Below are 14497 nucleotides of genomic sequence, written 5' to 3' on the forward strand. Positions count from 1 at the left end.
GCGGCGTGGGGACCTCTGACACCGGGCTGCGCGTGGGGCGGGTCGACCCGCAGGACCGGGAGGCGCTGCGGGCCTGGTCCGTGCCGAGCCGGGCCTCCTTCCTCGAGGCCGCCCCCACCGACGAGTTCCTCGAGGAGCGGCAGCGGGCGCTGGCCGGGCACCGGCTGACGGCCGTGCACGACACCGTCGGCGGGCAGGAGCGCGTGGTGGCGACGCTGCGCACCTTCGACGCCGAGGTCACCGTGCCCGGCGCGGGGCCCGTCGGCGTCGACGCGGTGTCCACCGCGACCGTCCTGCCGACGCACCGCCGCCGCGGGCTGCTGTCGCGGATGCTGACGGCCGACCTGGAGCGGGCCCGGCGCGAGGGGCACGCCCTCGCCGCGCTCATCGCGGCCGAGGCGCCCATCTACGGCCGCTTCGGCTTCGGCCCGGCGACCCGGGCGACGAGCCTGGTCGTGGAGAACTCCCGGGTCGCGTTCCGGCCCGACGCCCCGGTCGCGGCGGGCTCCCTCGAGTTCGTGCCGGCCGGGCGGACCGCCGAGCTCGCCGCGGTCCACGACGAGGCCCGCCGCCGGCGCCCGGGGGGCCTGGACCGCGACGCGGCGTGGTGGGAGGCCGCCGGCCGCCGCGGCGAGGGCCGCTGGGTGGGCCCGCGCGGGCAGGTCGTGCTGCACCGCGACGAGCGGGGCGCGCCCGACGGGTACGTCGCCTACGACGTCGTCGACGAGTCGGTGGGGCGGGTGCCGAACGGCACGGTCCACGTCCGGGACCTGTGCGCGACGGACCCGGCGGCCTACCGGGCGCTGTGGGGGTTCCTGACGTCCCTGGACCTGGTGCGCACGACCCGGGCCCGGGACCGTCCCGTCGACGACCTGCTGCCGCACCTGCTGGTGGACCCGCGCGCGGTGCAGACCGGCCCGGTCGACGACTTCCTGTGGCTGCGGGTGCTGGACGTCCCCGCGGCGCTGACCGCCCGCCGCTACCTGGGCTCCGGGACGCTCGTCCTGGAGGTCGTCGACCCCCTGGGCCTGGCCGCGGCGACGGTCCGGCTGGACGTCGCGGCGCAGCACCGCGACGCCGACGGGTGGGCGCGCGCGGAGGTCACCGCGACCGGCGACGTCCCGGACGTCGTGCTGCCGGTGGGCGACCTGTCGTCGCTGCTGCTGGGCGGGACCTCGGCCGTGGCGCTGCACGCGGCCGGGCGCCTGCGGGGCACCGCCGCGGCGGCCTTCGCGCTCACCGCGCTGATGGCGACCCCCGAGCAGCCGTGGTGCCCCACGTGGTTCTGAGCACCACCACGGGCGTCGTCGAGGAGGTCCTGGCCCTGCTGGCGGCCGTTCCGGCCCCGGCGGCCGGTCCCGCGGTCGTCGCGGTCGAGGGGCGGTCGGGGTCGGGCAAGACGGAGCTGGCGGCGGCGCTGGCCGCGCGGACGGGCGCGACGGTCGTGCACCTGGACGACCTCTACCCCGGCTGGTCCGGGCTGGACGCGGCGGTCGACCTGCTGCGCGGGCTGCTGGCGCGGTTGCGCACCGGCCGGCCCGCGACGCAGCCCGTCTGGGACTGGGACCGGGGCGCCTACACCCGCTGGGTGCCGCTGCCGACCACCGGGCTCGTCGTGGTCGAGGGGGTCGGCGCGGGCTGCGCCGGACCGGTCGACCTGCTCGTGGAGCTGGTCGCCGACCCGGACGTGCGCCGCGACCGCGCCCTGACCCGCGACGGGGCGACCTTCGCCCCGCACTGGGACGACTGGGCCGCGCAGGAGGACCGGCTGTTCGCCCGCTGCCCGGTGCGGCCCGACGTGCGGTTCACCTCCGGGACGGCGGTGGGCACCGAGCCCGCCTGGTCCTAGCGGCGGGAACGGTCCTCGACGAGCCGGGCCAGCCGCAGCGCCTCGGCGCGGGCGCGGTCGCCGTCGGCGCGCTGCACGGCCATGACGGCGAGGTTCTCCCCGTCGTCGAGGTCGAGGGTCAGCCAGGGGTCGGCCCCGCCGAAGCGGACGGCGACGACCTCGCCCCACTCGACGGTGCGGGTGAAGACCACGTTGCGGACCACCAGGCCCGCCTCGGTGACCCTGGCGTGCACCGTCACGATCCGCAGGAGCACCCCGACGAGCAGGGCGGTGAACAGCACGGCCGAGACGGTGTCCTGCCCACCCCACCCCGAGTCGGGGGCGAGGGAGAGCCCGATCGACATGCCGACCATGACCACGGTGATGCCGATCGCGAAGCCGAAGCCGACGACGCGCGCGCGCCGGGGACGGAAGTCCGCGTCCTGGACGGCGTTCACAGGCGGCAGGCGTGGATGCTGGTGACGAGGATCCCGCGGGCGCCGAGGTCGTAGAGCTCGTCCATGACGCGGTTGGTCTCGGCGCTGCGGACCATGGCCCGCACGGCGACCCAGTCCTCGTTGGCCAGCGGGGAGACCGTCGGGGACTCCAGCCCCGGGGTGATCGCGAAGGCCCGCTCGACGAGCGCGCGGGGGCAGTCGTAGTCGACGATCACGTACTGGCGGGCGACCAGCACGCCCTGCAGCCGGCGCACGAGGACGTCGACGGCCGGGTCGGGCTCGGCGCCGGCGCGGCGCACCAGCGTCGCCTCGGACGTCATGATCGGCTCGCCGAAGATCTCCAGCCCGGCCGCGCGCAGCGTCGTGCCGGTCTCGACGACGTCGGCGATGACGTCGGCGATGCCCAGCGCCACGGCGGTCTCCACGGCCCCGTCGAGGTGGACGATGTCGGCGGTCACGCCGTGGTCGGCGAGGTGCTTGGCCAGCAGCCCGGAGTAGCTGGTGGCGATGCGGCGGCCCTCGAGGTCGGTCACGCCGCCCGCGACGCCGGGGCGGCCGGCGAAGCGGAAGGTGCTGCGCGCGAAGCCGAGCGGCAGGATCTCGTCGGCCGGGGCGCGGGAGTCCAGCAGCAGGTCGCGGCCGGTGATGCCGGCGTCGAGGGTGCCCGAGCCGACGTACAGGGCGATGTCGCGCGGGCGCAGGAAGACGAACTGGGCGGAGTTGGCCGGGTCGTCGAGGATGAGTTCCTTGGCCTCGCGGCGCTGGTTGTACCCGGCCTCGCGCAGCATGGCGGACGCGGCCTCGGACAGGGACCCCTTGTTGGGGACGGCGATGCGGATCTGCGGGGTGGGCACGTCGGGGCTCCGGGGCTCAGAGGTGGGAGTACACGTCGTCGAGGGTCAGACCGCGGGAGATCATCAGCACCTGCAGGTGGTACAGCAGTTGCGAGATCTCCTCGGCGGTCCGCTCCCCCGACTCGTGCTCGGCGGCCATCCACACCTCGGCGGCCTCCTCGACGACCTTCTTGCCGATGGCATGGACGCCGGCGTCCAGTTCCAGCACCGTCCGCGAGCCCGTGGGCCGGGTCAGCGCCTTGTCGCTCAGTTCGGCGAACAGGGCGTCGAAGGTCTTCACGGGCACGGAGTCTAGGCGGTCGGGCCGGCCGGCCCGACCACCGCCTCCGCGGGCTCGGCCGCGCTCAGCCGCGGCGGGGGGCGACCTCGCGCAGCGCCACCACGGTCTCCAGCGCGGCCAGCACCGCCTCGGCGCCCTTGTCCTCGCGCGAGCCGCGCAGCCCGGCGCGGTGCAGGGCCTGCGCCTCGTTGTCGACGGTCAGCACCCCGAAGCCGATCGGGACCCCGGTGCCGACGGCGACCTGGGTCAGGCCGGAGGTCGCGGCGTCGCAGACGTACTCGAAGTGCGGCGTGCCACCGCGGATCACGACGGCCAGCGTCACGACGGCGTCGAAGCCGGCGGCGGCGAGCCGCGCGGCGGCGACCGGCAGCTCGAAGGCCCCCGGGACCCGCACCTCCACGACGTCGGTGACCCCGGAGGCGGCCAGCGCCCGCCGGGCCCCCTCGAGCAGGCCGTCCATGACCTCGGCGTGCCAGCGCGCCGCGACGACCGCGACGCGCAGCCCCGTGCCGTCGACGCTGATCTCCGGGCTTCCGTCCCCGCTCACGCGTTACCTCCTCCAGCCGGTGCGGACAGGTGCGCCCGCAGGTCCTCGATCGTCAGCACGGGCAGGTCGTAGCGCTCACCCAGGGCGACGACCTGGTCCCAGCGTGACATCGATCCCTCGTCCTCGACGAGCTCGGCGATGATCGCGACGGGAGCCAGCCCGGCGAGCCGGCACAGGTCGACGGCGGCCTCGGTGTGGCCGGGGCGTTCCAGGACGCCGCCGGGCCGCGCGCGCAGCGGGAAGACGTGCCCGGGGCGGACCAGGTCGGCGGGCGCGGAGGCCGGGTCGGCCAGGACCCGGGCGGTGCGGGCGCGGTCGGCGGCGGAGATGCCGGTCGTCACGCCCGCCGCGGCGTCGCAGCTGACGGTGTAGTCGGTGCGCAGGGTGTCCTCGTTGCGCTCGACCATCCGCGGCAGCTGCAGGGCGTCGGCGCGGTCGGCGGGCATCGGGGCGCAGAGCATCCCGGAGGTGTGCCGCACGGTCCAGCCGATCCACTCGGGGGTGGCCAGCTCGGCGGCGAGGACGGCGTCGCCCTCGTTCTCGCGGTCGGCGGCGTCGGTGACCAGGACCGGCCGCCCGGCCCGCAGCGCCGCGAGCGCCGCCTCGACGGTGCGCGCGGTGGCGACGCTCACGCCCGCACCCCCTGCCCGGCGGGGGCCGCCGGCACGGCGAAGGCCTGCAGCCGCTCGACGTACTTGGCCAGGACGTCGACCTCCAGGTTCACCGTGGCGCCCGGCTGCTTGGTGCCCAGGACGGTCAGCTCGAGGGTCGTGGGGATGAGGGAGACCTCCAGCCAGGGCTCGGGGTCGGCGGGGGCGCTGACGGCCGAGACGGTCAGGGAGGTCCCGTCGATCGTGATGGAGCCCTTCTCCACGACGTAGCGGGCCAGGTCGGCGGGCACGGCGAAGCGCACCACCTCCCACGCGTCCCCCGGCGTGCGGGTCAGCAGCGTCCCGGTGCCGTCGACGTGGCCCTGGACGACGTGCCCGCCGAGGCGGCCGCCGGCGGGCAGCGCGCGTTCGAGGTTGACCCGCCGCCCGACGGCCACGTCGCGCAGGGAGCTGCGCCGCAGCGACTCCTGCATGACGTCGACGGTGAAGGTGCCCGGTGCGGGCTGGTCGACGACGGTCAGGCAGACCCCGTCGACGGCGATGGAGGCCCCGTGCACGGCGTCGGAGACGACGACGGGCCCCCGCACGGTCAGGCGGGCCGACTCCGCCCCCGGCTCCACGGCGACGATCTCGCCGATCTCCTCGACGATCCCGGTGAACACGAACTGCCTCCTCGAACGGTGCCGACGCTGGGTCAGCGGGCTCCGGGGAGACGTGCGGGGAGGCGTCGGCGACGGGCCCGGCGGGTCGCCCACGCGCAGGTGGGCGCACCACGGCGGGACCGTCGACCCGGGCGTCGACGACGGGAGCCGGCCGCGTCCCGCGGCGGGGACGACGACGGCGCACGACGACGACGCCGCGCGCTGCCTCCCATCCGGACTCTCACCGTCGGCCCCGGAGTTCCACCGGATCAACCGCCCACCGAGGTGGGGGCTCGCGGACTGTCACCGCCGGTTCGGAATTGCACCGACCCCGGAGCACGCGTGTCGTGCGGTCTTGCTGTACCGGCCAGTGTGCCACGCGGGCCGGTGGGCGGGCTCAGTGGCCGCAGGCCCGTCCCGCCAGCGTCCGCAGCTCCTCGATGGCCGCGGCGGCGTCCTGCGCGCCGTAGACGGCCGACCCGGCGACGAAGACGTCGGCGCCGGCGGCGGCGGCGCGCTCGACGGTGTCGACCGAGACGCCGCCGTCGACCTGCAGGCGGATGTCGAGGTCGCCGATGGCGGCGCGGGTGCGGCGGATCTTGGGGAGGGTGACGTCGAGGAAGCTCTGGCCGCCGAACCCGGGCTCGACGGTCATGACGAGGACCATGTCGAACTCGGCGAGCAGGTCGACGTAGGGCTCGACGGGGGTGGCGGGCCGCAGCGCGATCCCGGCGCGGCCGCCGGCGGCGCGGATCTCGCGGGCGAGCTTGACGGGGGCGGCGGCGGCCTCGGCGTGGAAGGTGACGCCGGCGGCCCCGGCCTCGGCGTACGCCGGGGCCCAGCGGTCGGGGTCCTCGATCATGAGGTGGCAGTCCAGCGGCACCGGGGAGACCTTCTGCAGGGCCTCGACGACGGGCAGCCCGAGGGTGAGGTTGGGCACGAAGTGCCCGTCCATGACGTCGACGTGGGCGGCGTCGGCGGTGGCGATCCGGGCGAGCTCGGCCTGGAGGTTGGCGAAGTCGGCGGACAGGATGCTGGGGTTGACGCGGGGTTCACGAGGGTGCGGCACGCGGTGACAGTACCGTCCCCCCGGGTTCTGACGTCACGGCGAACCACTGGTGTACGGTGACGTCATGTCCCAGGTCTCCGCGTTCACCCTCCGCCTGGACCCCGAGCACCGCTCGATGCTGGAACGGCTGCAGTCGCGGAACCCGGGGGTCTCGCGGCAACGGCTGTTCGAGGGGCTGCTGGAGAAGGCCGACGAGGCCGACCGCGCCGACGTGCAGGACATCGCGCGCGCCATCTACGCGGAGAACCGCGACCTGTTCGACTCCCTCGTGGAGGACTGGCCCGCCGTCGAGGACGTCACGGCCCAGGGCGCGTGATCCTCCCGACCCGCTACCTGACGGTCGGCGACGTCGTCCGGTTCACCCGGATCTTCCCCGACGGCCCCTACGACGTCCGCGACGCCGGGCTGCTGGCGCTGGCGGTCCAGCGGCCGCAGCTGCAGGTCCTCGGCGCGGACGCCTACCCCGACCTGCCGCGCAAGGCCGCGGCGCTGCTGCACTCCATCGTGCGCACGCGCCCGCTCGTCGACGGCAACGAGCGCACGGCCCTGCTGGCGGCGCTCGCGATGCTGCACCTCAACGGGACCGGGGTGGGGGCGACGTCCCCGCGCGCGGGGCTGGCGCTGACCCGGGACGTCGCGCAGGGTTCCCTGGACGACGTCCCGGAGATCGCGGCCCGGTTGCTGGCCCTGGTCGACCGGGGCCTGGGCGGGGACTGAGGGCTCAGCGGCGGGCGACGACGTCGCTCGGGCGCAGGTCCCGGACCGACCCCAGGCCCATCTGCCGCAGCGTGGTGACCAGCTCGGCCTGGTAGGTGTCCAGGACGGCCGCGACCCCCTCGGCGCCGTCGGCGGCCAGCCCCCACATCACGGGCCGGCCGACGTGGACGGCCTTGGCCCCCAGCGCCAGCGCCACCGCGGCCTGGGCCCCGCCGCGGACACCGGAGTCGACGTGCACCTCGACCTCCCCGCCGACCTCGGCGACGATCTCCGGCAGCGCGAACGCCGACGTCACGGAGTTGCCGAGGCGGCGGCCGCCGTGGGTGGAGACGATGATCCCCTCGGCGCCGGCGTCGACGCAGCGGCGGGCGTCGCGGGCGGTCAGGACGCCCTTGCACAGCACGGGCAGGCCGGAGACCTCCGCGAGCCAGCCGATCGTGTCCGGCGTCAGGTCCAGCGCCATGTCGGTGTCGGTGCCGAAGCGCTCCAGCTCGGCGGCGGTGAGGTTGGCGGTGCGGTTCTTGCGGGGCCCGGCGGGCCAGTTGCGCGGGTCGATCGCCGGGACCTCCCGGCCCAGCGGGGTGGTGTCCACGGTCAGGATCAGCGCCCGGGCCCCGGCCGAGGCGGCCCGCTCGACGAGCAGGCGGGTGGCCTCCCGGTCGCGGGCGACGTACACCTGGTACCACCAGGGCGCGCCCTGGGCCGCGATGTCCTCGAACCGGGCGCCGGTGTTGGTGGAGACGCCGAGCAGGGTGCCCGCCTTGGCCGCGCCCTGCGCGGTGAGCACCTCCCCCTCGGGGCGGGCGCCGACCTGCTGGGCCATCGGCGCCACGAGCACCGGCGCGGCGACGGTGGTGCCGAGCACCTCGGTGGTGAGGTCCTGGGCCGAGGCGTCGCGCAGCACGGTCGGGCGCATCCGGTAGGCGTTCCAGTCCGCGATGCCCTCGCGGTCGCAGGAGCCGTCACCGGCGGAGGAGTGGTAGTAGGCGGACACGTAGTCCGGCAGTTCGGCGTCGGCGCGGCGGGCGAGGTCCTCGATCCAGGTCACGGACCTCATCCTCGCCCACCGGCCGGCTCCCCCGGGCCCCTTCGTCCCCCGTCGGGACCAAGGTCCGGGGTGGCCGCGTCAGTTCAGCGGCCGGGTGCCCTCCGGGATCCCGCCACCGGCGTAGATCCCGCGGGCGGCGTCCTGCAGCGCGGTGAGGGCCACGCGCTGGGTGAGCGGGCCGTAGGTGATGCGCGCGACGCCGAGCTCGGCGAGCCGGCTCTGCGCCGGGACCCCCGGGAACCCGATGACGGACAGCTTCTGCGGGCCGAACGCGGCCACGAGCTGCTGCACGGCGTCCTCGTCGAGGGGGCCGGGCACGAACACGCTGGTCGCCCCGGCGTCCAGGTAGGCCTTCCCGCGCTCGACGGCGTCGGCGAGGACCACGTCGCGGGGCCGGTCGCCGCCGCGCACGAAGGCGTCGGTGCGGGCGTTGAGGACGAACGGGACGCCCTCGGCCTCCCCGGCGGCGACGATCGCCTCGACGCGGGCCACGGACTCGGCCAGCGGCCGCAGCTGGTCCTCGACGTTGGCGCCCACGACGCCGACGCCGATGGCCTTGCGCACGGTCTCGCCGGCGTCGCCGAAGCCGCCGTCGAGGTCGGCGCTGACGGGCAGGTCCCCGGCGGCGACGACGATGCGCCCGACCAGCGACAGGGCCAGGTCGAGCGGGACCTGCTCGCCGTCGCCGTAGCCGAAGGTGGCGGCGATGGAGTGCCCGGCGGTCGCCAGCGCCTTCGTCTGCGGCTCACCGGCCACGACGGTCGCCGACACGGCGTCCCAGACGTTGACGAGGACGAGCAGCTCGGGGTCGGCGTGCAGCTGCCGCAGGCGTGCGGCCTTCTCAGCGGAGTTCACGGGGGTGAACCTCTCACGCCCGCCCCCCGCTGTCACCGCCGCCCCGCTGCCACCGCCCCCGCGACGCCGGTCCCCGGTGGCGGGTCAGCTGGTGCGGCGCAGCAGGGCCACGTGCATCGCGTCGGTGCCGTGGGTGTGCGGCCACAGCTGCACGGCCGTGCCGGCGGCGGCCGCGGGCATCCCCGGCACGACCCGCTCCAGGACCGCGGGGGTGTCGAGGCGCTCGACGCCCACCCCGGCCCGGGCGGCGGCCTTCACGGCGTCGTCCACGACCAGGCGGGTCTCGGACAGGACCGGGGAGCACGTGGCGTAGGCGACGACGCCGCCGGGGCGCACGGCGCTCAGGGCCGAGCCCAGCAGCTCGCGCTGCAACGGGGCCAGGCCGCCCAGGTCGGCCGGGGTCCGCCGCCAGCGCGCCTCGGGCCGGCGGCGCAGCGCGCCCAGGCCGGTGCACGGCGCGTCGACCAGGACGCGGTCGTAGGCCGCGGGCTCGGCGGCGCCGACCTCGCGGCCGTCGCCGACGCGGACGTCGACGCCGCCGGGGACGGCGGACAGGGACTGCCGGACCAGCTCGGCGCGGTGGGCGGCCACCTCGACGGCCGTCAGCCGCGCCCCGCGACCGGCGCCGGTGGCGGCCAGCAGCGCGGCCTTGCCGCCCGGCCCGGCGCACAGGTCCAGCCAGCGCTCGTCGCGGCCCTCGACGTCGGCGGCGGCCAGCAGCAGCGCGACGACCTGCGAGCCCTCGTCCTGGACGCGGACCCGACCCTCGCGGACGGCGGCGAGCTTGCCGGGGTCGCCGTGCACGACGTGGGCGGCGGTCGGCGCCCAGCGCCCGGTGCCGATCTCGAGGTGGGCGTCGCGGCCGAGGAGGTCCTCGACCGCGGCGAGGCCGGGCAGCGCGGTGAGCGCGACGTGCGCGGGGGTGTTGTCGGCGCGCAGCAGGTCGGGCAGCTCGGCCGGGTCGTGCCCGTGGGCGCGCAGGGCCTCCCGCAGGCTGCGGATCACCCACTGCGGGTGGGAGAAGCGCACGGCGAGGTCGTCGTCGCCCTCGCCCGGCGCCACCTCGGCGACCCAGGTGTCGAGGTCGCGGCCGGAGGCCTTGCGCAGGACCGCGTTGACCAGGCCCGACGGGCCCCCGCCGAGGACGTTGCGGGCCAGCGCCACGCTCGTCGCGACGGCCGCGTGGTCGGGCACCCGCATCGCCAGGAGCTGGTGCAGGCCCATGCGCAGGACGTCGGCGACCCCGGCGTCGAGGTCGGCCAGCGGCCGGTCGACCAGGGTGGCCAGCAGCGCGTCGTAGGTGCCCCGCCCGCGCAGGACGCCGTAGGCCAGTTCCGTCGCGAACCCGGCGTCGCGGCCGTTCAGCCGCTTGGTCCGCAACAGCTTCGGCAGCACGAGGTTGGCGTAGGCGTCCTCGGTGGACACCGCGCGCAGCACCTCGTAGGCGGTCTTGCGGGACTCGTCGACGCGGGTGAAGCGGTCCTGCTTCACCCCGCGGCGCGCCGTTGTCTGCCCGGGGATGTTGCGGCCCGTCACGAGAACTCCTCCCCCGGCTCCGGCCGGGTCCCGCGCGCCCAGTCGGTCGCGCCCATCAGCTTCTTGCCCGCGGGCTGGACCCGGCCGAGCTCGACCGAGCCGGCACCGGTCCCGACCAGCACGCGCTTCCTGCCCACCACGATCCGGCCCGCGGGCAGGTCCTCCTCGACGGGGGTCACCGGGGCGAGCTTGAAGCGCTCGCCGCGGAACGTGGTCCACGCCCCCGGGTCCGGCGTGCAGCCGCGCACCCGCCGGTCGACCTCGCGGGCCGTCGCGGTCCAGTCGACCCGGGCCTCCTCGACGGTGATCTTCGGGGCCAGGCTGACCCCCTCGGCGGGCTGGGCGGTCTTGACCGCCGTGCCGTCCTCCAGCGCGTCCAGGACCGAGACCAGCAGGTCGGCCCCGGACGCGGCCAGCCGGCCGAGCAGGTCGCCGGCGGTGTCGGCCGGGCCGACCGGCTCGGTGAGGCGGGCGTAGACGGGCCCGGTGTCCAGGCCCTCCTCAAGCTCGAAGACGCACGCGCCGGTGACGTCGTCGCCGTTCATGACGGCCCGCTGCACGGGCGCGGCACCGCGCCAGGCGGGCAGCAGCGAGAAGTGCAGGTTGAGCCAGCCGAACCGCGGGACGGCCAGGGCCTCGCGGGGCACCAGCGCGCCGTAGGCCACGACGGGGCAGGCGTCCGGTTCCAGCGCCCGCAGGGCCGCGAGGAAGTCCTCCCCCCGCGGCCTCGCCGGCTGCAGCACCGGCAGGCCGGCCTCCCGGGCGCGCTGCGCGACGGGTGAGGCGGTGCTGCGGCGGCCGCGCCCGGCGGCGGCGTCGGGGCGGGTCAGGACGGCGACGACCTCGTGCCGGCTGGCCAGCAGCGCGTCCAGCGAGGCGACGGCGACGTCGGGGGTGCCGGCGACGACGAGGCGCACTACCTCGCCTGACCGAAGGTGGCGTGCGGGGAGACCTTGACCTGCGGGGTGTCCAGCCCGAGCCACTCCGCCTCGCGGACGGCCTTCAGCGCGAGCTTGCGCTGGGCCTTGTCGAGCCGGTCGATGAACAGCACCCCGTCGAGGTGGTCGGTCTCGTGCTGGATCGCGCGCGCCTTGAACTCCGACCCGCTGATGGTGACCGGTTCGCCGTGCATGTCGAACCCCTTGGCCACCACGTGCAGGGACCGGCGGGTGTCGGCGACGATGCCGGGGAACGACAGGCAGCCCTCGTCGCCCTCCTGGCACTCCTCGGACAGGTCCAGGACGGGGTTGACGAGGTGCCCGAGCTCACCGTCGGCGTGGTAGGTGAACACGCGCAGGGAGACCCCGAGCTGGGGGGCGGCCAGACCGGCGCCGGGCGCGGCGAGCATCGTGTCCTCGAGGTCCTTGACGAGCTGGCGCAGCTCCTTGTCGAAGGTCGTGACCTCCGCCGCGCGCTGGCGCAGCACGGGGTCCCCGAAGAGTCGGATCGGCTGGATCGCCACGGTGCTCCCTGCTGGTGGTGGGCGGTGTGCGCCCTCGATCCTACGTCCGGGAGCCCGCGGCCCCGTCGCGGCGATCCACCGGCGGGGACCTCCCCGCCGGACGGCAGCCACCGTCCGTCACGACTGCTCGCGCACCGTCCCGACGCTGACCCGGGCGGAGGAGCCGGCTCGGACGCCCGGGTGAACCGGCTCCCGCGGCCGCGGCGGCGCGGCGGAGGCTCGGCCCGTGCCCCTCGCGAACCACCGCCTCCTGTTCACCGCCGGCGCCGTCCTGGCCTTCGCCGTCCACGTCGACCTGGACGTCGTCGACCTGGGGACCGTCGGCTGGATCCTCATGCTCGTGGCGGTGGCGGCGACCCTGCTCGACGTCGCCGGCCGGCGCGCCCGCGACCGCGCGCTGCGGGCCCGGTCCACGGCGCAGCCCGCCCCCGCCCGCGTGGCGCCGGCGCGCGTCTCCCCGTCCCTCGCCCCGTGGGACACCCGCGAGTTCCGGCCCGTCCCCCGCCCGGCCCGGGAGTCCTGACCTCCCCCCGCGGAGCCGCGTCAGCCGATCTGGAGGGGGTCCACGCGGACCCGCACGAGCGGCAGCTTGCGCACGCTGCGCCCGGCGGTGACGTTCTTGACGGCCAGGGCCAGGGCGGCGGACTCGCTGCGCGGGACCCGGACGACGCTGCGGACCATCGGCGCCCGGCCCGGCTGGTCGGGCACCGGCAGCGGCCCCAGGACCCGCGCGCCGGGCAGCGGCGGCAGCGCGGCCACGAACTCCTCGACGTCGGCGGCGACCCCGATGAGCCCGGCGAAGCGGGCCGCCGGGGGCAGGTCCAGCTCGCGGCGCTGGGCGAGCTCGCGCTCGGCGAACCCGGCGGGGTCCCAGCGGACCAGGGCCTGGGCGGGGGCGGCCTGCGGGTCGGCGACGAGGAACACCGACCCCCCGTCCGCGGCGGGCCGCACCAGGGCCGCCGCGGCGGTCCAGCGGCGGTACGCCTCCTCGGCCGCCCGCAGGTCCGGGCGGGCCAGCAGCGCCCACCCGTCCAGCAGCAGCGCCGCGGCGTACCCGGACGCGGCGACCGGTTCGGCGCCGGGGGTGGCGATGACCAGGGCCGGGCCCGGGCCCACGGCGTCCAGCACGTGCGAGCCGCCGGAGGTGCGGACGTCGACGCCGGGGAAGGCGCGGCCCAGCTCCTCGGCGGTGCGGCGGGCGCCGGTGACCACGGCCCGCAGCCGGGTGTCGTGGCAGTTCGGGCAGGACCAGTCGGTGGCGGGCCGCCCGCACCAGCGGCAGGTGGCGCGCTCGCCGGCGTCGGGGACGGCCAGCGGCCCGTGGCAGGAGGGGCAGCGGGCCGGTTCGCGGCACGTCTGGCACGCCAGCGTGGGCACGTACCCGGTGCGCGGGACCTGCACGAGGACCGGTCCGCGCCCCAGGGCCTGGCGCAGCACCCGCCAGCCGTCGCTGGGCAGGCGCGCCGCGGCGGCCAGCGGGTCCTGGGCGTCGGGCCCGGAGGTGCCGGCGATCGCGATGCGCGGCGCGGTCGCGCGCACGACGTCGCGGGTGGCCAGCACCGGCCGCGCCCACCCCGACTCCAGCAGCAGCTGCGTCTCGGCCGTGCGGGTCCAGCCCGCGAACAGCGCCGCCGCCCCGGTCTGCTCGGCGCGCAGCACCGCGACCTCGCGCACGTGCGGGTACGGGGCGCGCTGGTCGGCGTGGGAGTCGTCGCCGTCCTCCAGGACGGCGATCAGCCCGAGGTTCGGCAGCGGGGCGAACACGGCCGCGCGCGTCCCGGCCACCACGCGGGCCCGGCCGGTGAGCGCCTCCAGGAAGGCGCGGTACCGCGCGGCGGGCCCGACGTCGGCCTCCAGCCGGACGTGCCCGGAGGGGACCAGCCGGTCCAGGGCGGCCGAGAGCCGGTCGAGGTCGCGGTGGTCGGGCACGACGAGCAGCGCCGTGCGCCCCGACGCGAGGGTGGCGCGGGCGGCGAGGGCCAGCAGGGCGGAGGGGTCGGTGCCGGGGGCGAAGGTGGCCACCGCCCGCGGGGAGGACCCCTCGCGCACGTGCCCGAGGAAGGCCGGGCCGGCGCTGTGCCGCTCCCAGCCGTGCAGGTCCGGCCCGAGGTCGACGGGCTCGTGGACGGCCGGGTCGGCCCGCAGCACCGACTCCTCGGCGCCGGCGTGCCGGCCGGGCACGGCGAGGCGGACGACGTCGGACAGCGTCCCGCCGTACTCGGCGGCCACGAGCCGGCACAGCTGGAGGGTCGAGGGCGTCAGGACGGGCAGCCCGGAGACGACCCGCCGCAGCCGGGCGAGGCGCCCGGTGTGGTCGCTGGCGGCGAGCCGCTCCAGGACGTAGCCCTCGGCGTCGGTCCCGGCGAAGGGGACGCGGACCAGCCGGCCCGGTTCGGCGGTGTGCTCCATCGAGGCCGGGACGAGGTAGTCGAAGGGCCGGTCCAGGTGCGGCAGCTGGGAGCTGACCAGCACCCGCGCGACCGGGTCGGTCGTGGTGACGTCCTCCGGCGCCTTCTTCCGGCGCGCCGGCTTCTTCGGCGGGGTGGGCAGGCTCAGCCCGGCGAGCTCGGGCTGAGGCTGCTCCGGGGCGC

At 77.0% G+C, this 14497-nt stretch carries 17 protein-coding genes, 1 pseudogene and 1 riboswitch; of the genes and pseudogenes, 5 read left to right on the top strand and 13 right to left on the bottom strand.

Translation table 11 applies throughout. From position 1 onward, the window contains the following. Nucleotides 1-5 precede the first annotated feature (5 nt). Entirely contained in the window at nucleotides 6-1289 is a 1284-nt protein-coding gene (locus ACRYM6_RS00065; protein WP_432540346.1) for a GNAT family N-acetyltransferase, read from the top strand. Continuing rightward, the gene (locus tag ACRYM6_RS00070; RefSeq protein WP_432540347.1) at nucleotides 1280-1849 is read left to right on the top strand and encodes a nucleoside/nucleotide kinase family protein; all 570 of its coding nucleotides are present in this window, start codon (nucleotides 1280-1282) and stop codon (nucleotides 1847-1849) included. The genes ACRYM6_RS00065 and ACRYM6_RS00070 overlap by 10 nt, the downstream gene beginning before the upstream one ends. On the opposite strand, the gene ACRYM6_RS00075 is transcribed toward ACRYM6_RS00070, so the two are convergent. From ACRYM6_RS00075 to rpe, 7 genes and pseudogenes are all read right to left on the bottom strand, one after another. Then, entirely contained in the window at nucleotides 1846-2286 is a 441-nt protein-coding gene (locus tag ACRYM6_RS00075) for a PH domain-containing protein (protein ID WP_432540348.1), read from the bottom strand. The two genes, ACRYM6_RS00070 and ACRYM6_RS00075, sit on opposite strands and share 4 nt — an antisense overlap. Beyond that, nucleotides 2283-3140: an ATP phosphoribosyltransferase gene (hisG, locus tag ACRYM6_RS00080; protein ID WP_432540349.1), complete on the bottom strand. Its 858-nt coding sequence runs from the start codon at nucleotides 3138-3140 to the stop codon at nucleotides 2283-2285. Before hisG ends, ACRYM6_RS00075 begins: the two co-directional genes overlap by 4 nt. Before the next feature lie 16 nt (nucleotides 3141-3156). After that, complete coding sequence (locus tag ACRYM6_RS00085) at nucleotides 3157-3420, bottom strand: phosphoribosyl-ATP diphosphatase (RefSeq protein WP_432515297.1); 264 nt, start codon at nucleotides 3418-3420, stop codon at nucleotides 3157-3159. 64 nt (nucleotides 3421-3484) lie between these two features. Continuing rightward, nucleotides 3485-3967: a 6,7-dimethyl-8-ribityllumazine synthase gene (gene ribH, locus ACRYM6_RS00090; protein ID WP_432540350.1), complete on the bottom strand. Its 483-nt coding sequence runs from the start codon at nucleotides 3965-3967 to the stop codon at nucleotides 3485-3487. A 32-nt stretch (nucleotides 3968-3999) separates the two neighbouring features. Next, nucleotides 4000-4599: pseudogene (gene ribB, locus ACRYM6_RS00095) on the bottom strand (3,4-dihydroxy-2-butanone-4-phosphate synthase); the annotation flags it as partial. Continuing rightward, entirely contained in the window at nucleotides 4596-5240 is a 645-nt protein-coding gene (locus ACRYM6_RS00100) for a riboflavin synthase (RefSeq protein ID WP_432540351.1), read from the bottom strand. The pseudogene ribB and the gene ACRYM6_RS00100, both read right to left, overlap by 4 nt. A gap of 196 nt (nucleotides 5241-5436) precedes the next feature. Continuing rightward, nucleotides 5437-5563, bottom strand: a riboswitch (FMN riboswitch). A 53-nt stretch (nucleotides 5564-5616) separates the two neighbouring features. Then, the gene (gene rpe, locus ACRYM6_RS00105; RefSeq protein ID WP_432540352.1) at nucleotides 5617-6288 is read right to left on the bottom strand and encodes a ribulose-phosphate 3-epimerase; all 672 of its coding nucleotides are present in this window, start codon (nucleotides 6286-6288) and stop codon (nucleotides 5617-5619) included. A 64-nt stretch (nucleotides 6289-6352) separates the two neighbouring features. On the opposite strand from rpe, the gene ACRYM6_RS00110 reads away from it, so the two are divergent. Together ACRYM6_RS00110 and ACRYM6_RS00115 are read left to right on the top strand one after the other, a co-directional pair. Beyond that, the gene (locus ACRYM6_RS00110) at nucleotides 6353-6604 is read left to right on the top strand and encodes a hypothetical protein (RefSeq protein ID WP_432540353.1); all 252 of its coding nucleotides are present in this window, start codon (nucleotides 6353-6355) and stop codon (nucleotides 6602-6604) included. Further along, a complete protein-coding gene (locus ACRYM6_RS00115) occupies nucleotides 6601-7005 on the top strand; it encodes a type II toxin-antitoxin system death-on-curing family toxin (RefSeq protein WP_432540354.1) in 405 nt (134 codons plus the stop codon). The genes ACRYM6_RS00110 and ACRYM6_RS00115 overlap by 4 nt, the downstream gene beginning before the upstream one ends. Before the next feature lie 4 nt (nucleotides 7006-7009). Here ACRYM6_RS00115 and ACRYM6_RS00120 read toward each other — a convergent pair whose 3' ends face one another. The 5 genes from ACRYM6_RS00120 to def all read right to left on the bottom strand — a co-directional run bounded on the left by ACRYM6_RS00120 (nucleotide 7010) and on the right by def (nucleotide 11906). Then, nucleotides 7010-8053 (bottom strand): alpha-hydroxy acid oxidase, encoded by a 1044-nt coding sequence (locus tag ACRYM6_RS00120; RefSeq protein ID WP_432540355.1) that lies wholly within the window; start codon nucleotides 8051-8053, stop codon nucleotides 7010-7012. Nucleotides 8054-8131: 78 nt separating this feature from the next. After that, entirely contained in the window at nucleotides 8132-8908 is a 777-nt protein-coding gene (locus tag ACRYM6_RS00125; RefSeq protein WP_432540356.1) for an isocitrate lyase/PEP mutase family protein, read from the bottom strand. A gap of 84 nt (nucleotides 8909-8992) precedes the next feature. Next, nucleotides 8993-10444: an RsmB/NOP family class I SAM-dependent RNA methyltransferase gene (locus ACRYM6_RS00130; protein ID WP_432540357.1), complete on the bottom strand. Its 1452-nt coding sequence runs from the start codon at nucleotides 10442-10444 to the stop codon at nucleotides 8993-8995. Then, nucleotides 10441-11361 (bottom strand): methionyl-tRNA formyltransferase, encoded by a 921-nt coding sequence (gene fmt, locus ACRYM6_RS00135; protein ID WP_432540358.1) that lies wholly within the window; start codon nucleotides 11359-11361, stop codon nucleotides 10441-10443. The genes ACRYM6_RS00130 and fmt overlap by 4 nt, the downstream gene beginning before the upstream one ends. Then, nucleotides 11361-11906: a peptide deformylase gene (gene def / locus ACRYM6_RS00140; RefSeq protein ID WP_432540359.1), complete on the bottom strand. Its 546-nt coding sequence runs from the start codon at nucleotides 11904-11906 to the stop codon at nucleotides 11361-11363. The genes fmt and def overlap by 1 nt, the downstream gene beginning before the upstream one ends. Nucleotides 11907-12132: 226 nt before the next feature. Between def and ACRYM6_RS00145 the strand changes: the two genes are divergently transcribed. Beyond that, nucleotides 12133-12429 carry a DUF6458 family protein gene (locus tag ACRYM6_RS00145; protein ID WP_432540360.1) on the top strand — a complete coding sequence of 99 codons (297 nt, stop codon included), beginning with the start codon at nucleotides 12133-12135 and terminating at the stop codon, nucleotides 12427-12429. Between the two features lie 20 nt (nucleotides 12430-12449). Here the strand turns inward: ACRYM6_RS00145 and ACRYM6_RS00150 are convergent, their stop codons facing one another. Continuing rightward, nucleotides 12450-14378 carry a primosomal protein N' gene (locus ACRYM6_RS00150; RefSeq protein WP_432540361.1) on the bottom strand — a complete coding sequence of 643 codons (1929 nt, stop codon included), beginning with the start codon at nucleotides 14376-14378 and terminating at the stop codon, nucleotides 12450-12452. Nucleotides 14379-14497 lie beyond the last annotated feature (119 nt).

Source organism: Kineococcus rugosus, assembly GCF_050871975.1.
Lineage (GTDB): Bacteria > Actinomycetota > Actinomycetes > Actinomycetales > Kineococcaceae > Kineococcus.

Coding starts and splice junctions, on each gene's coding strand:
- ACRYM6_RS00110 (WP_432540353.1), top strand. CDS start 6,353: ATGTCCCAGGTCTCCGCGTTCACCCTCCGCCTGGACCCCGAGCACCGC.